This is a genomic window from Janthinobacterium sp. HH106 (genome assembly GCF_001758725.1).
Lineage (GTDB): Bacteria > Pseudomonadota > Gammaproteobacteria > Burkholderiales > Burkholderiaceae_D > Janthinobacterium.
This window is the reverse complement of sequence record NZ_LRIC01000060.1, coordinates 78,541-98,386: the sequence shown is the minus strand read 5'-3', so window position 1 is coordinate 98,386 and position 19,846 is coordinate 78,541. Positions and strand designations below refer to the sequence as shown.

Genomic DNA, 19,846 nt, shown 5'->3' with positions numbered 1-19,846 from the left:
TGAAGGACATATCATGCATCTCGCCTACGCCTATCCCAAGAGCCGCTTCGAGCCGGCCGTGCTCGTCGACCTGAACGCCAAAGCCGAGCGCGAACGATTGTCGCAAGCGGCACTGAAGGGGTTTTTCAAGCTGGCCGCCGCGTGGAAACTGCGCGACGACGATGCGCGCGAATTGCTGGGCGGCCTGTCCAGCAGCGCCTGGTACGAGTGGAAGAAACACCCGGACCGCGTGCTGGAAGTGGACCGCATCACGCGCATTTCCTATTTGCTGGGCATCTACAAGGCCTTGCACATCCTGTACGGCGACAAGCTGGCCGACGAATGGGTAAGTTTGCCCAACAAGAACCCGATCTTTGGCGGACGCACGCCCCTGTCGCAGATGCTGGCCGGCGGCTTGCTGGCCATGCAGACCGTGCGCAAGCTGCTCGACGCGCGCCGCGGAGGGCTGTGATCGTGCCGGCCGCCCCGCATGCCCACCTGCCGCCGCTGGCCGCCTTGCGCCAGATCGACACCTGCCGCCTGATCCCGTCGCGCTTCGCCGACATGGAGGATTCCGTGCTGGCGCCGCTGGCCGAAGACGACGACCACCTGCGCGAGCTGTTCGAGCTCGATAACGCCACCAACGCGCGCCTGGTGGCCGAGTACGGCGGCGCGCCAGGAATTGGCGTGGACGAGCTGGTTTTTGGCGTGCCGCACTTTCGCATCATCAACGCCGCCTACACGTATGCCCGCCCGGAAGGGGCGCGTTTCAACGATGGCGAACGGGGTGCCTGGTATTGCGCCTTCGACATGAAAACGGCGCTGGCCGAGATCATTTTCCACAAGACCGTGGAATACCAGGAAATCGACTATTTCGACGACAGCGTCAGCTACCAGTCGCTGCTGGCCGATTTTTCCGCCAGCTTCCACGACCTGCGCGGCCAGGAGCGCTACCAGGCTTGCCTGGACCCGGCCAGCTACATCGCCTCGCAAGACCTGGCCGCCATCCTGCTCGACGCGGGTTCCATGGGCGTCATCTTCCCCAGCGTCCGGCACGCCAGCGGCACCAACCTGGCCTGCTTCCGCCCTGCCCTGGTGGGCAATGTTCGCAAGGGCGTCGCCTATCGGTTAACATGGCAGGGTACGCCGACGCCGCACGTGGAAGCCTTGCCAGGCAAATAAACCGCGCGCATCGGCACCCGACTCACCGAACATTGATATTTCGCATGCAAACCAATCCTGAAAAAGACACCGAACTGCGCCTCAAAGTAAACAGCGAAACGGCCCGCCTGGCCTGGAGCGAACTGGAAAAGCACTTCGCCCAAGGCAATGTCGTCTGGATCGCCAACGAGCTGGACCTGGTCGAAGTGGCCGTGCGCATCTCGCACGACGACAAGGCCACCATCACGCAATGGATGGTCGACGGCAAGGTCGCCAAGGTCTCGGACCAGCAGGCGCTGGACTGGCAGGCGGCCGATGCGTCCCTGTGGGCCGTCGTCGTCAGCCCGTTCATTCTGGTGCAGCAGGAAAAGCCGACGAAACACTAAAGACTGCGCTCGAACAGCAGGCGCAGTGTAGAGGATTTGACAATGCGCAGCAAGCGCATTGTCAGGCCATCATCAATGCCCTCCGCCCAGATACGCGGCGATCACCTTCGGATCGGTTTTCAGGCTCTCGGCCGGCCCATGCACGGAGATGCTGCCGTTTTCCAGCACGTAGCCGTAATCGGCCACGTTCAGGGCGGCGGCGGCGAATTGCTCGACCAGCAGCATGGTCACGCCTTCGGCCTTCAGTCGCGTGATGATGCGGAAGACTTCTTCGACCAGGATGGGCGCCAGGCCCATCGACGGCTCGTCCAGCAGGATCACTTCCGGGTTCAGCATCACGGCGCGGGCCATGGCCAGCATCTGCTGCTCGCCGCCCGACAAGGTGCCGGCCAGCTGGTCACGCCGCTCCTTCAGGCGGGGGAACAGTTCCAGGGCCTTGTCCAAATCTCGCTTGATGTCGCCTTTCGGACGCGCGCGCGTAAAGCGGGGGAAGGCGCCCAGCAGCAGGTTGTCCGTCACCGACATCGAGGCGAACACGCGCCGCCCTTCCGGCGAATGGGCCAGGCCGGCGCGCGCGATGCGGTGCGAATCGAGGCCCGTGACATCCTTGCCGCCCAGGGTGACGGTGCCCGATTTGGGTTTGAGCATGCCCGAAATGGCGCGCATGGTGGTGGTCTTGCCGGCCCCGTTCGAGCCGATCAGGGTCACCAGCTTGCCCTTCGGGACTTCGAGCGAAATGCCGTGCAGGACTTCGACTTTGCCGTAGGCGGCGTGCAGATTGTGAATGGTCAGCATGGTCTTCCTCTCAGTGCGCCGCAGGGCTCAGGGTGTCGGCGCTGCCGCCCAAATAGGCTTCGATCACTTTCGGATCGCTTTGGACAAGCGCGGGTGCGCCTTCGGCGATCTTCTGGCCGAAATCGAGCACCGTCACCACGTCCGACAGGGCCATCACCACGTCCATGTGGTGCTCGATCAGGATGATGGTGATGCCGTGTTCGCGGATCTTGCGGATGATGGCCATCAGTTCCTTGATGTCGGGCGCCGTCAGGCCCGCCGCCGGCTCGTCGAGCAGCAGCAGACGGGGGTTGAGGCCCAGCGCGCGGCCGATTTCCAGCAAGCGCTGCTTGCCATAAGGCAGATTGCGCGCCTCTTCGTTGGCCAGGTCCGCCAGGCCCACGAACTCGAGGATGCTGGCCGCCCGCTCGCGCGCTGCCGTCTCTTCGCGCTTGTAGCGCGGCGTATGCAGCATCACGTCGAGCACATTCGACCTGAACGTATTGTGCAGGCCCACCAGCACATTCTCGGTGGCCGTCATCTCGCCGAACAGCTGCACGTTCTGGAAGGTGCGCGCCACGCCGCCCAGCGCGATTTCGGACGGCGTACGCCCGGAAATGACGGCGCCGGCAAATTCCACCTTGCCCGCCGTCGGCTTGTAGATCCCCGTGAGCACATTCATCATCGTGCTCTTGCCCGAGCCGTTCGGCCCGATCAAGCCGTGCACGGAGCCTTGCGTGACGTTCAGGTCCACCTGGTTCAGCGCTTTCAGGCCGCCGAACTGCATCAGCGCCTGATCCACGCGCAGCAGGGTCGCGCCCTGCTGCCCGCCCTGGGCGTGGTCGAACGGCGCCACGCCGTGCGAAGCGACGGCCTGCACATGGCGCCGGCCCTTGCCGATAAAGCTCATCAAAAAGCCGACGATGCCGTCCTGCAGGTAGTACACGACAAACAAGGTCATCAGGCCGAAGATGGTCAAACGCCAGTCGACCATGTTTTCCAGCTTGTAGGAAAACGCGGCCAGGCCGATGGTGGCCGCCAGGGGCACGAGCACGCCGCGCACGGTGGAGCGTTTTTTCGCCAGCATGAAGGCGGAGCCGATCACGCCCAGCACGGCGGCGGACACGGCGATCTTGCGGAACAATTCGATGTCCGACAAGAGGCTGGGCAGCATGACGACGATCAGGGCGCCGATCAGCGCGCCCGAACGCGTCTTGCGTCCGCCCATGATGACGGCCAGCAGGAACAGGATCGTCAGCTCGAAGTTGTAGGTATTGGGCGAAATATACTCTTCCGAATACGCGTACAGGCTGCCGGCCAGGCCCGCGAAACCGGCGCTGATGACGAACGCATACACCTTGTAGCGGTAGACGGACACGCCCATGCAGTCCGAGGCGATGGGGCTGTCGCGCAGCGCTTCGAACGCGCGTCCCAGGTTCGACTTCAGGATGCGGTGCACCACCACCAGCGAGATCACCAGCAGCGCGGCGACCATGTAGTAGTACTCCACTTCCGTCAGCTTGTGGCCGAACAGGACAGGCTTGTGGATCTTGATGCCCATCGGCCCTTCCGTCAGGAAGCTCATCTCGTTGATCAGGATTTGCACGATGGTGCCGAAGGCCAGGGTCACCATGGCCAGGTAGGGGCCCGTCACGCGCAGGGCCGGCAAGGCCAGGATGGCGCCAAACAGGGCCGCGCCCGCGATACTGGCGGGGATGGCCAGCCAGAACGGCGCGCCCAGCTTGAACACCAGCACGCCCGTGGCGTACGAACCGATGCCGAACAGGCCCGCGTGGCCGAGCGACACCTGCCCCGTGTAGCCGACGACGATATCGAGGCCGAACAGCAGGATGGCGTAGATCAGGATGGTCTCGGCCAGGTGAATGTAGTACGGGTTTGGGATGACGATGGGGAACAGCGCGAGCGCGGCCAGGCCCGCCGCGCTCAGCGCCAGCATGGTGATTTTCTTGTGCATGTGGTCCTCAGACTTTCTTGATCGCGGCTTTGCCGAACAGGCCGGACGGCTTGACGGCCAGTACCAGCAGCAAGAGCAGCAGGCCGGGCACTTCCTTGTAGCCGGTGGAAATGTAGTAGCCGGTGGTCGTTTCCGCGATGCCCAGGATCAGGCCGCCGACGATGGCGCCCACGCCCGACGTCAGGCCGCCGATGATGGCCACGGCAAACGCTTTCAAGCCCAGCGAGGCGCCCATGGTGGCCCCCGTCAAGGTCAGCGGCGCCACCAGCACGCCCGCAAAGGCGGCCGTGGCCGACGACAGCGCATAGGAAAAGGTGATGACCATGCCCGTGTTGATGCCCATCAAACCGGCCGCGTCGCGGTCATTGGCCGTCGCGACGACGGCCTTGCCGTAGATCGATTTGCGGTTGAATACTTCGACGGCCAGCATGATGGCCAGCGCGCCGACGATGACGGCCACCTGCATCTGCTGCACGTTGGCGCCGAACACCTGGAACGGCGCGGCCGACAGCGGCGAAGGGAACATCAGGTCATCCTTGCCCCAGATGTTTTCCGCCACGTTCTTGAAAATGATGGCCAGCGCGATGGTGGACATGATCCAGCCGAATTCGGACTTGATCTTGATGGCGGGCCGCACACCTATCCATTCGACGAACACGCCCTGCAAGGCGCCGAAGACGATGACGATGGGGATCATCAGCAAATAGCTCATGTAGGGGCCGCCGTGGATGGTGCCCACCAGCGACAGGCCCACGAGCGCGCCCAGCATCAGCGATTCGCCCTGGCCGAAGTTGAGGGTGCCGGACGTGGCAAAGGTCAGCTGGTAGCCGAAGGCGATGACGGCATAGATCATGCCCAGCGCGATGCCGCTGAAGACGAGCTGCAGGAAGATTTCCATGGTGTTCCCCGAAGGATGGGAGATAAAAAAATGGCCAGTCCTGATTCCTCAAGGCTGGCCACTGCGCGGCGAATGTCTGCCAGGCTTATTTCGCGAGGACGACTTTGCCGTCCTTGACTTCGCCGAAGACCGTCAGGTCGGCCGTGATCGCTTCATGGTTGGTCTTGCTGAACGGCTTGTTGTAGGTGGTGACGGCGCCTTCCACCTTCTCATTCAGGTTTTCCAGCGCGGCGCGCACTTTCGGACCATCCGTGCCGCCCGCCTGCTTGAAGGCGGCGGCCAGCAGGTAGATGGAATCATAGCCTTGCGCGGCCGAGACGGCCGACGGCATGCGTCCGCCCGACGGCTTGTAGGCGGCCACATAGGCGTCGATGAAGGCCTTGCGCTTCGGCGTGCTGGCGTCCTGGATGAAGGTTTGCGGCATGCGCGTGCCGTTGCCGTTCTTGCCCGCGTTGTCGATGAAATTGCCCATGGCCAGGGTCCAGCTGCCGATCAGCGGCACTTTCCAGCCCAGTTTTTCCATGCCGTTGGCGATCTGCGCCAGTTCCGGGCCGATGCCGTAGGTCAGCACGACTTCCGCCCCCGCCTGCTTGGCTTTCAGCAGCTGGGCCGTCATGTCGACGTCCTTGATGTTGTATTTTTCAACGACAACGGGCTTGATGCCTTTCTTGTCGAGCGCCTTTTCCAGGTCTTCACGGCCCAGCTGGCCATAATTGGTGGAGTCGGCCAGGATCGCCACTTTCTTGAATTTGCGGTTCTCGATCGCTTCATGCACGATCATGCCGGACTGGATGGTGTCATTGGCCGCATTGCGGAAGATGTAGTTTTCCGGCTGGTCGGCGAATTGCTTGGTGACGATGGAACCCGTCGCCACATTGTTCATGACGGGAATTTTCGCTTCCTGGTAGAAGCGCTGCGAAGCGAGGGCCACGCCCGTGTTGATGTAGCCGACGGTGGCGGCGACCTTTTCCTTGTTGATCAGTTCCTGGGCGATCTGCACGCCGCGTTCGTTCTTCGCTTCGTCATCGCGCTCGATCAGCAGCAAGGAACGGCCCAGTACGCCACCCTTGGCATTGATTTCCGCGACAGCCAGCTTGACGCCGTCGCGCATCGACACGCCCATCGGCGCGGAACCGCCCGTAAACGGTCCGGACACGCCGATCTTGATGGGGTCGGCTGCGACTGCCGCCTGCGAGAAACCCAAAACCAAACTTGCCACGAGCAATTTCTGTTTCAAATTCATTGTCATCTCCTCTGCTACAACGTTTTAAATGCCACTTATTTTTATTGTCGTACGCTGGATAACCGCCCCATCGATAAATCATTGTAGGTGAGTAAACATGCACCAGCAACAACTACATATGACGCGTCGCAACATGCAGAAAAGAGCTAATTGCTGGCCCGATGTCAGTCTTTTGTAAGGAAAATATGACGCAAATTGGAACACACTGCACCATTTGGCAACAGCCCTGGCGCCGATACGGGGCCGCCAGGCGACTTCACAGCGAGCTGATCTGGCGCAATACTGCGACTGCCCAGCATGCTAACGTCGGCCATGCCAGCGCGTGCGCGCCGGCCCCGTCAGCCACTGCTACCGCATGGAGGCCATATGCAGCGCCCGTCGAACTCGTCCATTTCCACCCTGCTTCTTTGCGCCAGCGCCAGCCTGCTGCTGGGCGGCTGCGCCGCCAACCTGGCGCCCGTGCGCAGCTTCGCCGAACAGACGCAAAAGGTGTCGCTGCACTTCGAACCCATGCTGGCAGGCGGCGTCCGCAGCTGCATGGACAAGGCCATGCGCAAGCGTCTGATCCTGGCCGAGCGTTTCGATGCGCAAGCGAGCGAACAGGCGGCGCGCGCCGATTGCGCCGCGATCGCGCAAGCCAGCGCGTCGATCGCCAGCCTGAACGACGTCCTGCTGCGCTATGCCCAGACCATGGCGGCGCTGGCCGATGACCAGCTGCCCGTCTACAAGGAAGAGTTTTCCGGGCTGGGCGATGCGCTGGGCAGCCTCGCGCAGCCGGGCGCCGGCGCGCCCCTGCTCGATGCGGACAAGCTGGCCAAGGTCGTCAAACTGAGCGAGCATCTGAGCCGGCTGGCCACGCAGCGCCGGCAGAAATCGGCCTTGCGCGAATTGCTCGACGAGCAGGAAGCCGTCGATATCGTCAGCAATGCGCTCAAGGAGTATGCGCAGCGCAGTTACCGGGCCGGCTTGCAGGATGAATTGCGCGACCTGGACCTGCTGCGCGGCGCCGTCGATAACGCCGCGCCGCGCGAACCGCTGGCCGCCAACTACATCCGCACGCGCTTGCACCTGGAAGGCCGGCAGTTGCAGGAAAGGGAAAAGATCGTCGCCGCGTATGTCGCCGCCGTCGACGCGCTGCAAGCGAGCGTGGCCGCGCTGCGGGCCAATCTCGACCACCTGCAGGCGCCGGAACTGGAGCGGCAGCTGGCGCAATTTTCACGCGACGTCGACACGCTGCAGCGGCAAGCGGCGTTCTATGCCCCCGCCCGCTGGTAAGCGGCGCGCACACAGGAGTATCCCATGGCCCCACTGACCGAACTGACGAAAGACCAAAGCTACGCCATCGCCGACAGCCTGGCGCAGGCGTCGAGCCTGGTGCTGGAATTGCGCATCCGCGAACGCGAGGCGCTGGCGCCGGACGAGCGCGCGCTGCTGGAACAATATGAAAATCACCTGGACCAGATGGTCGCGCTGTTCCGCGCGTATGGCATTTACCTGACGGCCGAAGGCGCCGAGCAGGCGCGCGTCGACATCGAGGGCGCCATCGCCAAGGGCAAGTCGCAGCTCAAGCGCATCGCCGACATCAAGGCGGCCATCGGCACGGCGGCACGGCTGGTCGACCTGGGCGCCGCCATTTTGTCGCGCGACCCGTTCGCCATCGGCGAGGCGGCGGCCAGCTTGCGGGCCAGGCCTAAAAAAGACGCTCAGGCTTGACCCGGCCACCAGGCAAGCGGCTTACTCGATGCTGAGCACGCCCTGGTCCGAGCTCAGATACGTTCCTGCGCCATCGGCCGCTTCGGCCAGGCTCCAGGCGTAGCCGCCGGCCGCCGGTGCCGACGTCAACGCGTAGTGCGCGCCCGGTTTCAGTCCTGTCGCCAGGATGGCGCCGCCGGCTTGGATAGAGACCCAGTCCATGCGGGCGGCGGGCGCCACGTCGCGGTTGAACAGCACATGCAGCTGACTACCCAGCAACAGCGCCTCGGTGTTGGCTGCGGCAGCCAGGCGTATGGCGCTCGGCGCAGCGGCCGGTCCCGTGCCGCCGTCATTGTCGGCAACGGCCAGCACGTGCAGGAAGTACTCGGGCGCGTTCAGGGCGGGCGCCGCGGGCGCCGCCACTTCCAGGCGCCAGACGCCGACATCGCTGGTCGACGATTGCTGCTTGCTGACCAGCGGCGTCTGATTGCGCCACAGGTAACTGCCATCGGCCTGGCGCCGGCGCACGGTGAAGCGGCAATCGGCGCCGTTGCCGGCAACAGCACCAGTTTCGAGATCGGTCTGCGCGCAGCCATTGCCCCCCTCCTGCGCACCGCCCACCTTGCGCACGCTGGCATTGAGCGGCAGGATCGTCTGCGCCGTCAGCATGCCGCCGCCATTGCGAATGGTGGCGATGCGCTCCTGGCCGGCCTTGTAGCCCAGCTGGTACTGGCCATTGCCCAGCGCCGTCACGCCCGGCGCGCCCGATACGGGATCATTTGCCGTGTGCAGCAGGAACGTGGCCGGCAAGGCCTGCTTGCTGCGCACGCTATCGAAGACGACAGTGACCGGCTTGCCCCAGAACGATGGCGAGCGCAGGAACAGCACGTTGCGCACAAAACCGTTGGCCATATCGAGCTTGCTGGACGCATAGGCCTTGCTTGCATTGCCGCTGGTGTAGGTGTACTGCGGCGTATTTTCGTAGCGGACGATGCCGTCGAGCGCATTCGGTCCCGCAGGGCTGATTTCCTCGATCGTCGGGTAGCCCTGTCTCGGCGCATAGAACCATTGGCCGCCGTCATTGCTGAATTCCCTGTCTCCGCGCGTGAACCGCTCGTTCTTGTCAAATATCAGCAGCGTATTGTGGGCAATGCTGCGCGTGTAGTAATTCCACCAGTGGCTGCTGCCATATTCTTCATACAAGCCCGTGTCGAGCAGCAGCGGAGCCTTGTAATTGAGCGAAAAACTGTTCTGGTCGAAGTGCTGGTGATTTTCCGCGATAAAGGACGTCGATTTGAATTCCAGTAACGTGGCATTCGCATAGTCCCAGCTATCACGCATCAGCACCTGGCCCGACGTCCTGAAATGGCGCGACAGTTCCAGCGATTCCAGCGGCGCCGCCGGCAGTTGAACGGGCCACAACAGCCGTTCCAGTATCAAGGCATCGTGCGCGCTGCGCGACGCCACGACATGCTCGCGATAAAACTTCCCTGCCACGCCATCGGCCGTATCCGTCACCGCGCCCAGCGCCAGCTGCCCGATCAATGTGCTGCCGAGCGGCGTTGTGAAATTGTCGCCGCTGGCGGGAAAGCTGCCGTCATGGCGCAAGCCGTAGATATACGGATAAATCAGCCTGGCTTGCCAGTCGGCCTGCAACAGGGGCGCCGTGCCCGTACTTTCCAGCGCGCTGCGCCACAGGAGCAGGCGCTCGGGAATGCTCGATACACCATAGGCAAAGCCCATATGGTGGCCGCCGTCGACCGAAATCAGGGCGCGTGCAGCAAGAAAGCCCTTTTCGTAGTGCGCATACGACGTTTCAATCATCGGCAACACTTCCGGATGCTCGTCAACGATGGCCAGCAAGCCAACGGTGACATTATTGACGGCGCTGAACGGGTGGCCGCTGATATAGAAACCGGCGATGGACGGCTTCGATTCGCTGCGGTCCCACTGTTCATACACGGGCTTCTTCTTGCAATCAAAACTAGTGCTGGTGATATACAACTGCTGATAGCCGCACATCGAGACAAACAGATTCTCGTGCCCCTGGCCCGTATCGGCGGCGATCGTTTCCTTGATTCGCTGCGCCGTCAGGTCGCGGTAGGTGCCGAAACCCACGGCGTCGGGCACGGCGCGCGCGCCCGTTTCGGCAAACAGCCAGTCGTACAGGATGCCCATGGCGCCGACGCGCCCGCCCGACGACCACTCGCCGCCGGCCACGGGGGGCGTCACCAGCAGCTTGTCGAGGTAATTCAGGGCGCCATTCAGATATTTCGCATTGCCAGTCAGGCGGTAGGCCATGGCCAGCATCTGCGCAGTTTCATAAATCGTGCCGCGGCTGCCAGTGGCCACGTTGCACAGCTCCGGCACGCCGCTGGCAGGGGGAATCAGCGGGCAGGCTTGAAGCGTGCTCACCCGTCCGTCGACACGCTCCATGAAGCCGTACCAGGCCTTGTTGAGCAAAGCATCCATCGCCGGTGCTTGCCACAATTCATGGCCAGCGCCATCGAGCAAACGGAAATTGCGCATGGTTTCGTTGCGCCGCATGCCTATCCTGCTGATCTGCCCATCCGCCTTCCATTCCATCGGTGGCGTGGCGCTGGTGCCGTCGACCGTTCTCCAGCCCATGGGCACGGCAACGCCATTGACTCTCAAGTCAACTTTATGGGTCTGGCTGTTCCATGACAACTGGATGTTCGACCAGACATCGGGTTTCAAATCGATCCTGGCGACAGACAGATACTGGTCCAGTCCATTGACCTGGAAACCGACCTGGAAACCGAGGCTTTCCCCCGCCGCGCCGGCCGGGCTATCGTAGGAATCGACGTGGCGGATAAAAAAGCCGTTGCGGCTCGGACTGAATTCGCCAAAAATCGGCTGGTTGACGCTATCGAGCGGATCCTTGCGCCCGGCGAACAGCTCCAGGCTGATGCTGCCGCCTGCGGCTGGGAATGCGGCCGGCAGATTTGGCAATTGCGGTTTCAGCGCATCGAAACTGGCTTGATTCAGGAATAGCCGCGGATGGCCTTGCTTGATCGGCGCTGGCAATTGCGCCATCGCGGTGGAGGCAAACAGGCAAAACATGCCGAGCATGGCATGCGCCATTTTCCTCGGCAAGAACGGTATACCGCTTCGGCGATGGTGAAACATTGTTTTTTGTTGGCGAATCATTTGACTTTGCACACGGGCTCCCGGAATCATCCAGTTAATAAAAAAACCATATGTCGAATACTGCCATACAATTTTTTAAAAAAGCCAATAATGACTATCAAATAACAAATTATTGAAAGAAAATATAAGCAGTCAGAATGATCACGAAGAATTAATCTTTCCGATCAAAAACAAACAATTCCTTCGACACATTCCAATTGCAACAGGCTTACCCCAGGCAGCCGGCCATGCCCTCAAGGCTCAGGCGGACGGTGCCCCATCGCATGCGTGGCCATCTTCAGATACAGGAACGATTGCTCCTCGCTGTGCGCGTAGCCCATCTGTCCTTCGGCCAGGGCCACGGATTTCTGCTGCAGCGCTTCCGGGTAGTCCAGGTCGCAGGCGGCGTCGAGCCAGTAGCGCGCCCTGGCTTCGTCGGTATCGAGCAGCAGGTTCGCCACGATGAACATGGCGGGCGCCACGCCCCGCTGCGCGGCCAGTTCCAGCCAGCGCAGCGCGGCGCCGCCGTCCTGCGGCCCGCCCATGCCGTTCTTGAGCATCAAACCCAGGTAATACGCGGCGGGACCGCTGCCCTGCCCCGCCTCGCGTTCGAACAGGATGCGCGCCTGCGGCTGGGTCGCGACTCCCGCACGCATCAGGGTCTTGGCCTGGGCCGTCAGGTCCGGCCCTGCCGATGCCAGCGGCGATACTGCCAGGGCGATGGCACACAACCATGCCTTCACTTCGACAGGTCCACTTGATACAGCGCAAAGCCCTTGCCCGCGCCATCGTCAGCTTTCAGCTGCGTGACGTTGTCGATGCCGGCCGCTTTCGCCAGGTCGATCACGCCCGGCGCCGAATGGAACACCACAGGGCCTTTGGTGGCAGCTTTGGCGAAGCGCCAGCTGCGCGCCGAGCCGTTTTTCGCGCGCGTCAGGTTTTTCTGCTGCGTCACATACGCGATCAAGAGTTCGCGGTTGTTGTCGGGCGAGGCCACCACCGTCTTGCTGCCGTCGAGGCCAGGGAAATTGCCGCCGCCGCTGGCGCGGTAGTTATTCGTCGCGATGAGGAACTCCTGGCTGGAATCCACGGGCTTGCCCTTGTACGTCAGCGCCTGGATGCGCCGGCCCGGCGGCTGCGTGACGTCGATCTGGTAGCGCACGTCGGCGCTGGTGATGGCGTCAAAGTTGTAGCTCGGGTGGGCCGTGTTGACCAGCTCCTGTGCTTCCAGCTTGTTCGGGTCGATGGTATTGAAGCGCCGCGCCGACTGTTCCAGCCAGGCCTTCAGCTCCGCGCCATTCATCTTCACGCCGTACAGCGCATTCGGATACAAATACAGGTCGGCCGCGTTGTTCAGCGCCACATTGCCCGCCTTCACGTCCGTGTAGTCGGATACGCCGGCCGAGCCGCTCTTGAACGGCGACGACATCGACAACACGGGCAAGTGCGCGTACTGCGGCAGGTTCGCCTTCAAATACGCGGCCAGATAGCTCGATTGCGCCTGGTTCACGACCTCGATGGCGCTGACGTCGCCCACGTCGGCGAAATACGTCGACATGCGGAAATCCGTGGCGCCGACCGGTGTCTGTACGTAGGCGATCGTGGCCGCGTGTTCCTCGGCCACCAGTGTGGCGATGGCTGCATCGGGCTGCACGTAACTCTTGTCCGCGTTCTGGATGCCGCGCGCTTCCACCGTCGTGGCGCTCTTGTCGATCACCCAATGCTTGCCGTCGTGGCGCAGGCGCAAGCCGATCACGCCCAGGTGCTTGCCCCACAAATTGGCCATCACGGTAGGCACGCCGTTGACCAATCCTTTGACCTTGTCGACGCCGGGCAAATTAAACTGCGGCACCGTGCTCGCGGCGTTCGGGAACAGCTGGTGCGAGTGGCCGATCAGCATGGCGTCCACGCCCGGCACTTGCGACAGGTAGTAATTGCCGTTTTCCATGGTGGGAGAGTACGGGCTGTCATCGAGACCTCCGTGCGAGATCGCCACCACCAGTTCGGCGCCTTTCGCGCGCATCTCGGGAATGAATTTTTCCGCCGTCTCGCGCACGCCCTGCGTATAGACGCGCCCTTCCAGCCAGCGCTTGTCCCAGGCCATGATGGTGGGCGGCGCGAAGCTGATGATGCCCACCTTCACGCTGCTGGTCACCGGTTTTCCATCGGGACCGGTGGCCGTGATCTGCTTGTCGATGATGTGATACGGCGCAAACAGGGGCTTGCCCGTCTTGACGCTGTAGACGTTGGCCAGCACTTGCGGGAACGCGGGACCGGCGCAGCGCGGCTTGCCGGCATCGACGCTGTCGACGTCGAAGCGGTTGCCCGTCACCTGGCTCAAAAATGCGAGGCCGTAGTTGAATTCATGGTTGCCGATGCCGCCGCCGTCCACTTTCAGCAAATTCATCGCCTTGTAGATGGCCAGGGTCTGGTCGCAAGCCAGCGGTTTGACCAGTGCCTGGTAGTCGGCCAGCGCTGTGCCCTGGATGGTGTCGCCGTTGTCGAGCAGCAGATTGTTCGGGAATTGCGCGCGCGCTTGGGCGATCAGGGCCGCCGTGCGTTCCAGGCCGATCGACGGCTCCGCCTGCAGCTTGTAGTAGTCATAACTGAGCACATTCGCGTGCAAGTCCGTCGTCTCCAGCAGGGCCAGGGTGGCGCTGCTGCCGGCCGGCGCGGCCGAAGGCGCCCGCGCGGGTCCCGTGGCGGCGGGCGGCAAGGCGCCGCAGCCGGCCAGCAGCAGCGGTAACAGGGCGAGACGGGGCAGTTGACGCAGGGGGTGGCGCATGAGAATTCCTGTGGAAAGACAATATCGCCAGCATCATACGCAGCACGATAGCCATCATCAAGGCAAAAATATTGTCGCAAATATAGCAAAATACGCATTTTATTGCCCCGCGCGGCCGCAATTGCGCCGCGGCGGCAGCGGAAACGCGCCACGCTCGCGTATAATTCAGGGTTTGATTTCACCATAGAAGACCAGAACATTATGGAAGCCGAACGCATCAATATCATCTCCGCCCTGCTCAACGACCTGACGGTCCGCGAAGCCGAACTTCGGAGGTATCTTTGACTTCACTGTCAAGTCGGAGAAACTAGAGCAAGTCAACGAAGAGCTGGAAGATCCCACCGTCTGGAACGATCCCAAGCGCGCCCAGGACCTCGGTAAGGAGAAGAAGGCGCTGGAAGCGATCGTCTTCACGCTGGCCAAGGCCGATGCCGACCTGCGCGACACCCGCGACCTGTTCGACATGGCCCGCGAAGAAGGCGACGACGAGACCCTGGAAGCGATCGAGCAGGACGTGCAGGAAATCCGCAAGGTCATCGAAAGCATGGAATTCCGCCGGATGTTCAACAATCCGATGGACCCGAACAACTGCTTCATCGACATCCAGGCCGGCGCCGGCGGCACGGAAGCCCAGGACTGGGCTTCGATGCTGCTGCGCCAGTACCTGCGCTATTGCGAACGCAAGGGTTTTAAAGTTGAAATCCTCGAGCAGTCCGACGGCGAAGTCGCCGGCATCAAGACGGCCACCCTGAAGGTCGAGGGCGATCATGCCTACGGTTTCCTGCGCACGGAAACGGGTGTGCACCGCCTGGTGCGCAAGTCGCCGTTCGACTCGGCCAACGGCCGCCACACGTCGTTCACGTCGCTGTTCGTGTATCCGGAAGTCGACGATTCGATCGAGATCGACGTCAACCCGGCCGATATCCGCGTCGATACCTATCGCGCGTCGGGCGCCGGCGGTCAGCACATTAATAAAACCGACTCCGCCGTCCGCATGACCCATGCGCCGACCGGCATCGTGGTGCAGTGCCAGAACGACCGTTCGCAGCACCGCAACCGCGCCGAAGCGATGGAAATGCTGAAAGCGAAACTGTACGAGCATGAACTGCGGAAGCGCATGAGCGAACAGCAAAAGCTGGAAGACTCGAAGACGGATGTGGGCTGGGGTCACCAGATCCGCTCCTACGTGCTGGACCAGTCCCGCATCAAGGACTTGCGCACCGGTTTCGAGACGGGCAATACCAAGGGCGTGCTCGATGGCGACATCGACGACTTCATTTCCGCCTCGCTCAAGCAAGGCGTATAAGGATGAACGCATCCGCTCCGGCACTGGCGCAGCGCGCCTTCCTGTTCGACATGGATGGCACGATCGTCGACAACATGGCCTTCCACACGACATCGTGGCTGGCGTTCTTTGAACGCCACGGCCATGCGCTGGATGCGGACGCCTTTTTCCGCGACACGGCGGGACGGCAGGGACACGAAATCATCGCCAAGTATCTGGGCGAGGATGCCGACCACGTCACCCTGCTGGCGGAAAAGGAAGTCGTCTACCGCGAACTGTATGGCCCGCACCTGGCCACGGTGCTTGGCTTCGACCGGCTGATCGCCAGCGCGCGCCAGCATGGCGTGGGGCTGGTGGTGGGCACGGCCGCGCCAGACGAGAATATCGCGTTCACGCTCGACGGCCTGGACCTGCGCCACCGCTTCGACGCCATCGTCGGCGCCGCCGACGTGGAACGGGGCAAGCCGCACCCGGACGTGTTCCTGAAAGGCGCGCAGCTGGCCGGCGCGCTGCCGCAAGACTGCATCGTCTTCGAAGATGCGCCCCTGGGCGTGGAAGCGGCGCGCCGTGCCGGCATGCGCGTCGTGGTACTCACCACCACCCTGCCGGCCGAGGCGTTTGCCGCATTCGACAACATCATTGCCATCGTGCCGGATTTCTCCGCACTCGACGTCGACGCACTGTTTGCCAGCGTGGCGCCAGCGCTGGCACCACATCATCAATAATCACCAACGAAGAACACCATGACTACGGATATCCAAGAACAAGCCGCCGCCCCCGATGAAAACAAGATCATCGCCGAGCGCCGCGTCAAGCTGGCCGCACTGCGCGAACAAGGCGTCGCCTTCCCGAACGATTTCCGCCCCGAACACAAGGCGGCCGATCTGCACGCGCAATACGGCGGCAAGACGCGCGAAGAACTGGAAGCCGAACCTGTCACCGTGGTGCTGGCCGGCCGCATGATGCTCAAGCGCGAAGCGGGCAAGAAAGCCGCTTTCGCCACCCTGCAAGACGCTTCCGGCCCGAAGGCCGACGGCCGCATCCAGATCTACGCCACGCTTGATCTCACCGGCGAAGCGGCCATGGCCGCCCTGCACCACTATGACCTGGGCGATATCCTGGGCGTGACGGGCACCCTGTTCAAGACCAAGACGGACGAACTGACCATCAAGGTCACCGAACTGCGCCTGATCACCAAGTCGCTGCGCCCGCTGCCGGACAAATTCCACGGCCTGGCCGACCAGGAAACGAAGTACCGCCAGCGCTACGTCGACCTGATCATGAACGAAGAGACGCGCCGCACCTTCAAGGCACGTACCGCCGCCATCTCGTCGATCCGCCGCTTCATGGAAAAGAACGAGTTCATGGAAGTGGAAACGCCGATGCTGCACACGATCCCCGGCGGCGCGGCGGCCAAGCCGTTCATCACGCACCACAATGCGCTCGACATGCAGATGTTCCTGCGCATCGCGCCCGAGCTGTACCTGAAGCGCCTGGTCGTGGGCGGCTTCGACCGCGTGTTCGAGATCAACCGTAACTTCCGCAACGAAGGCGTGTCGATCCGTCACAACCCTGAATTCACGATGATGGAATTCTACGCGGCCTACACCGACTACAAATGGCTGATGGATTTCACGGAAGCTGTCATCCGCCAGGCCGCCATCGACGCGCACGGCACTGCCACCCTGACCTACGGCGGCCGCGAACTCGATTTGGCAAAACCGTTCCACCGCCTGACCATCGTCGAAGCGATCAACAAGTACGCGCCGGGCTACACGCCGGAGCAGTTGAACGATGCGGACTTCATCAAGGAAGAGCTGAAGAAATTCGGCGTCAAGCCGTTCGCCACGGCCGGCCTGGGCGCGCTGCAACTGGCGCTGTTCGAAGAGACGGCTGAAGCGCAGCTGTGGGAACCGACCTACATCATCGACTATCCGGTCGAAGTGTCGCCGCTGGCGCGCGCTTCCGACACGGTGGCCGGCATCACCGAACGCTTCGAGCTGTTCATGGTGGGCCGCGAGATCGCCAACGGCTTCTCCGAGTTGAACGATGCGGAAGACCAGTCGGCACGCTTCCTGGCGCAAGTGGCCGCCAAGGACGCCGGCGATGAAGAGGCGATGTTCTACGACGCCGACTACATCCGCGCGCTGGAATACGGCATGCCGCCAGCCGGCGGCTGCGGCATCGGCATCGACCGCCTGATGATGATCATCACGGATTCTCCGAACATCCGCGACGTCCTGCTGTTCCCTCACTTGCGCCGCGAAGAGTGATGAACACCTGAAAAATCTACTGCGCGTCGCGATTTGCGGCCTGCGATGCTCACTGTGCTATAGCACAGTTGCGCTTCTTAGCCGCAACTCCCATCCGCTCGCTACGATTTTTCAGGCGTTCGATGCTTCAAGGCAAAAAAAAGCCGCCTGATTTTTTTAATCAGGCGGCTTTTTCACTTATGCGGCCTGCCGTCAGCCGGCCAGGGTCACGCGCTGGTGGCTGCGGCTGGCCTGCTGCGCCGCCAGCGCCGTCGCCAGCGCGCGCATGCCGTCGTCGCCGGTGGCGGCCGGCTGCCCTTCGCCGCGCATGGCGCGCTGGAAGGCACGCACCGAGCGCACGTACAGGTTCTCGTGCTCGACGGGGATGTCGACGCTGCCGCCGTCGCGCGTCAGGCTGATGCTGCCGACGGGGCGCTGCGTCATCACGCCGGTGGCGAAGATGGTGCCCTTGCTGCCGATGATTTCCACGCCGGACAGCGAATACGGCGCGTTGAACGCGTCGTGCACCTGTACCAAAGTCCCGTTGTCGAACTCGATGACGGCCATCAGGCCCTCTTCCAGCCCCGCCACCGTCATGCCGCCGCTGGTGGCGCAGGCGGTCACGTGGCGCGGTTCCGAATCCAGCAGGAAGCGCAGGGTGTCGACATCGTGCACGAACATGTCGAGCGTGACGCCGCCCGATTCCGGCGCATCCAGGCGCCAGCCGCGCAAGTGCTGCGGCAGGTTGTTCGCGTGCAGTACGCGGCCATACAGGGGCTGGCCGATCTCGCCAGCGCGTATCAGCTCGCGCACCTTGCCGTGGCTGGCGGCGTTGCGCAGGTGGTGGTTAATCCCCAGCACCACGCCCGCCTCGGCGCAGCCGTCGACCATGCGGCGGGCGTCGTCCAGGTTCAGCGCCAGCGGTTTTTCGCACAGCACGTGCTTGCCCGCGCGCGCCGCCTGCAAGGTCTGCGCCATGTGCCATTCGTTGGTGGTGCTGATGTACACGGCGTCCGCGCCCGGATGGGCCAGCGCCGCAGCCAGGTCCGTATAGCTGGCGGCGATGCCGAATTGCCCGGCAAAGGCGGCGCCGCGCGCGGCATCCGTGCTGACCACGGCCAGCACTTCCGCATCGCCCTGCTGGCGGATCGCGTCGACCATCCATTCGCGCGCCACGGTGCTGGCGCCGACCAAAATCCATCCGGTTTTCTTCATTCGATTCTCCAGTTAAAAAGTGTGGCGCAGGCCCAGGTTCCAGGCCTGGTTGCCGGTGCCGTTGTCGGTGGCATTGCCCACCACATAGGCGGCGCCGTTGCGGTTGTCGATATGCGCGTAGGCCGCGTACAAGGTGCTGCGTTTCGACAGCGCGTACGTGTAGCCGATGCCGAGCTGGCTAGCGTCGCCGTTGGCGGCGCGCCGGTCGTCGCGCCGCACGTACGAGAACAGGATGCGGTGCGGGCCCACGGGCACGGTGGCGCCCAGCATCAGGTCCGCGCTGTCGACCGTGGTGGCGGCACCGGCCGTGCTCTTGCTGACGGCGACGGCGCCATGCGCCTTGAGCACGCCGAAGTCCCAGGTGGCGCCCAGCACCGTGTTGCGCGCCCTGCCCGTCAACAGCGCGCTTGACAGGGTGTTGGCGTCCTGGTGCGCCAGGCGCACGTACAGCGGCCCGCTGGCATAGGTGGCCGCCGCGCCCATGTAGCGCCTGGCCGAGGCATCGCCTGGCACTTCGCCGAAGCCGTACGCCAGTTCGCCGGACAGTCCCCCGCGCACGGGCGAGCTGTAGGTGATGCTGTTGTCGACCCGGCTGATGTAGCCGGCCGTGAAGACGTTGCTCATCCTGCCCGCAAAACCCAGGTAAAACGGGTCCAGCGCCCCCAGGCTGCTATCGATGAACGTGTACTGGCGGCCCAGCCGCAAGGTGCCCGCCGCACCGGCGAGGCCGACGAAGGCCTGGCGCCCGAACAGCAGGCCGCCCTGGGCCGAAGCGCCCGTGTCGGCCAGGATGCCCGCATCCATCGTAAAGATCGCCGTCATGCCGCCGCCCAGGTCTTCGCTGCCCTTGAAACCCAGGCGCGAGCCGTTGGCGATGCCGCTCGTCAGCTTGAGCACCCTGCCCCCGGGGCCGCCGCTCTCGGACACCACGCCCAGGTCCGCGATGCCGTACATGGCCACGTTCGACTGCGCCGCGCACAGGCCGCCGCAGGCGCCCGCACCGATGATCATTGCCCTTGCTACCTTGTTCTTCATTTCTTTCCCTGTCTGT

The 19,846-nt window shown here is 63.1% G+C and carries 17 protein-coding genes; 8 read left to right on the top strand and 9 right to left on the bottom strand.

The features are described from left to right. Positions 1 to 13 precede the first annotated feature (13 nt). From JAB8_RS23110 to JAB8_RS23100, 3 genes are read left to right on the top strand one after another with little or no spacing between them, the layout of a single operon-like run. The gene (locus tag JAB8_RS23110; RefSeq protein ID WP_070219985.1) at positions 14 to 451 is read left to right on the top strand and encodes an MbcA/ParS/Xre antitoxin family protein; all 438 of its coding nucleotides are present in this window, start codon (positions 14 to 16) and stop codon (positions 449 to 451) included. Positions 452 to 453: 2 nt separating this feature from the next. Continuing rightward, positions 454 to 1,161: an RES family NAD+ phosphorylase gene (locus tag JAB8_RS23105; RefSeq protein WP_070291647.1), complete on the top strand. Its 708-nt coding sequence runs from the start codon at positions 454 to 456 to the stop codon at positions 1,159 to 1,161. A 44-nt stretch (positions 1,162 to 1,205) separates the two neighbouring features. After that, positions 1,206 to 1,526 (top strand): DUF2288 domain-containing protein, encoded by a 321-nt coding sequence (locus JAB8_RS23100; protein WP_070219983.1) that lies wholly within the window; start codon positions 1,206 to 1,208, stop codon positions 1,524 to 1,526. A gap of 72 nt (positions 1,527 to 1,598) precedes the next feature. Here JAB8_RS23100 and JAB8_RS23095 read toward each other — a convergent pair whose 3' ends face one another. The 4 genes from JAB8_RS23095 to JAB8_RS23080 form a co-directional block, all read right to left on the bottom strand. Continuing rightward, positions 1,599 to 2,321: an ABC transporter ATP-binding protein gene (locus JAB8_RS23095; RefSeq protein ID WP_070291580.1), complete on the bottom strand. Its 723-nt coding sequence runs from the start codon at positions 2,319 to 2,321 to the stop codon at positions 1,599 to 1,601. Positions 2,322 to 2,331: 10 nt separating this feature from the next. Further along, positions 2,332 to 4,275, bottom strand: coding sequence for a branched-chain amino acid ABC transporter ATP-binding protein/permease (locus JAB8_RS23090; protein ID WP_070291579.1), 1,944 nt, complete (start codon positions 4,273 to 4,275; stop codon positions 2,332 to 2,334). Between the two features lie 7 nt (positions 4,276 to 4,282). Beyond that, positions 4,283 to 5,173, bottom strand: coding sequence for a branched-chain amino acid ABC transporter permease (locus tag JAB8_RS23085; protein WP_010398938.1), 891 nt, complete (start codon positions 5,171 to 5,173; stop codon positions 4,283 to 4,285). Between the two features lie 85 nt (positions 5,174 to 5,258). After that, on the bottom strand, positions 5,259 to 6,416 hold the full coding sequence (locus JAB8_RS23080) for an ABC transporter substrate-binding protein (RefSeq protein WP_070219975.1): 1,158 nt from the start codon (positions 6,414 to 6,416) through the stop codon (positions 5,259 to 5,261). Positions 6,417 to 6,782: 366 nt separating this feature from the next. On the opposite strand from JAB8_RS23080, the gene JAB8_RS23075 reads away from it, so the two are divergent. Continuing rightward, the gene (locus tag JAB8_RS23075; RefSeq protein WP_070291578.1) at positions 6,783 to 7,691 is read left to right on the top strand and encodes a hypothetical protein; all 909 of its coding nucleotides are present in this window, start codon (positions 6,783 to 6,785) and stop codon (positions 7,689 to 7,691) included. Positions 7,692 to 7,715: 24 nt separating this feature from the next. Then, the gene (locus JAB8_RS23070) at positions 7,716 to 8,129 is read left to right on the top strand and encodes a hypothetical protein (RefSeq protein WP_070291577.1); all 414 of its coding nucleotides are present in this window, start codon (positions 7,716 to 7,718) and stop codon (positions 8,127 to 8,129) included. 21 nt (positions 8,130 to 8,150) lie between these two features. Here the strand turns inward: JAB8_RS23070 and JAB8_RS23065 are convergent, their stop codons facing one another. The 3 genes from JAB8_RS23065 to JAB8_RS23055 form a co-directional block, all read right to left on the bottom strand. Beyond that, positions 8,151 to 11,201 (bottom strand): heparinase II/III family protein, encoded by a 3,051-nt coding sequence (locus JAB8_RS23065; RefSeq protein ID WP_139143153.1) that lies wholly within the window; start codon positions 11,199 to 11,201, stop codon positions 8,151 to 8,153. A 311-nt stretch (positions 11,202 to 11,512) separates the two neighbouring features. Then, on the bottom strand, positions 11,513 to 12,001 hold the full coding sequence (locus JAB8_RS23060) for an SEL1-like repeat protein (protein ID WP_139143152.1): 489 nt from the start codon (positions 11,999 to 12,001) through the stop codon (positions 11,513 to 11,515). Beyond that, the gene (locus JAB8_RS23055) at positions 11,998 to 14,043 is read right to left on the bottom strand and encodes a bifunctional 2',3'-cyclic-nucleotide 2'-phosphodiesterase/3'-nucleotidase (protein WP_070291574.1); all 2,046 of its coding nucleotides are present in this window, start codon (positions 14,041 to 14,043) and stop codon (positions 11,998 to 12,000) included. Before JAB8_RS23055 ends, JAB8_RS23060 begins: the two co-directional genes overlap by 4 nt. A 201-nt stretch (positions 14,044 to 14,244) precedes the next feature. Between JAB8_RS23055 and prfB the strand changes: the two genes are divergently transcribed. The 3 genes from prfB to lysS all read left to right on the top strand — a co-directional run bounded on the left by prfB (position 14,245) and on the right by lysS (position 17,601). Then, positions 14,245 to 15,349 (top strand): peptide chain release factor 2 gene (gene prfB, locus JAB8_RS23045; protein ID WP_139143151.1). Its coding sequence is split into 2 segments (ribosomal slippage): positions 14,245 to 14,325 and positions 14,327 to 15,349, totalling 1,104 coding nucleotides; the frame shifts between segments, so codons are not numbered across the junction. A gap of 2 nt (positions 15,350 to 15,351) precedes the next feature. After that, positions 15,352 to 16,053 (top strand): HAD family phosphatase, encoded by a 702-nt coding sequence (locus JAB8_RS23040; RefSeq protein ID WP_070291573.1) that lies wholly within the window; start codon positions 15,352 to 15,354, stop codon positions 16,051 to 16,053. Between the two features lie 18 nt (positions 16,054 to 16,071). Continuing rightward, the gene (lysS, locus tag JAB8_RS23035) at positions 16,072 to 17,601 is read left to right on the top strand and encodes a lysine--tRNA ligase (protein WP_070291572.1); all 1,530 of its coding nucleotides are present in this window, start codon (positions 16,072 to 16,074) and stop codon (positions 17,599 to 17,601) included. A gap of 192 nt (positions 17,602 to 17,793) precedes the next feature. On the opposite strand, the gene JAB8_RS23030 is transcribed toward lysS, so the two are convergent. Together JAB8_RS23030 and JAB8_RS23025 are read right to left on the bottom strand one after the other, a co-directional pair. After that, positions 17,794 to 18,795 carry a Gfo/Idh/MocA family oxidoreductase gene (locus JAB8_RS23030; RefSeq protein WP_070291571.1) on the bottom strand — a complete coding sequence of 334 codons (1,002 nt, stop codon included), beginning with the start codon at positions 18,793 to 18,795 and terminating at the stop codon, positions 17,794 to 17,796. A gap of 12 nt (positions 18,796 to 18,807) precedes the next feature. Next, positions 18,808 to 19,830: a porin gene (locus JAB8_RS23025; protein ID WP_070291570.1), complete on the bottom strand. Its 1,023-nt coding sequence runs from the start codon at positions 19,828 to 19,830 to the stop codon at positions 18,808 to 18,810. Between the last annotated feature and the right edge of the window lie 16 nt (positions 19,831 to 19,846).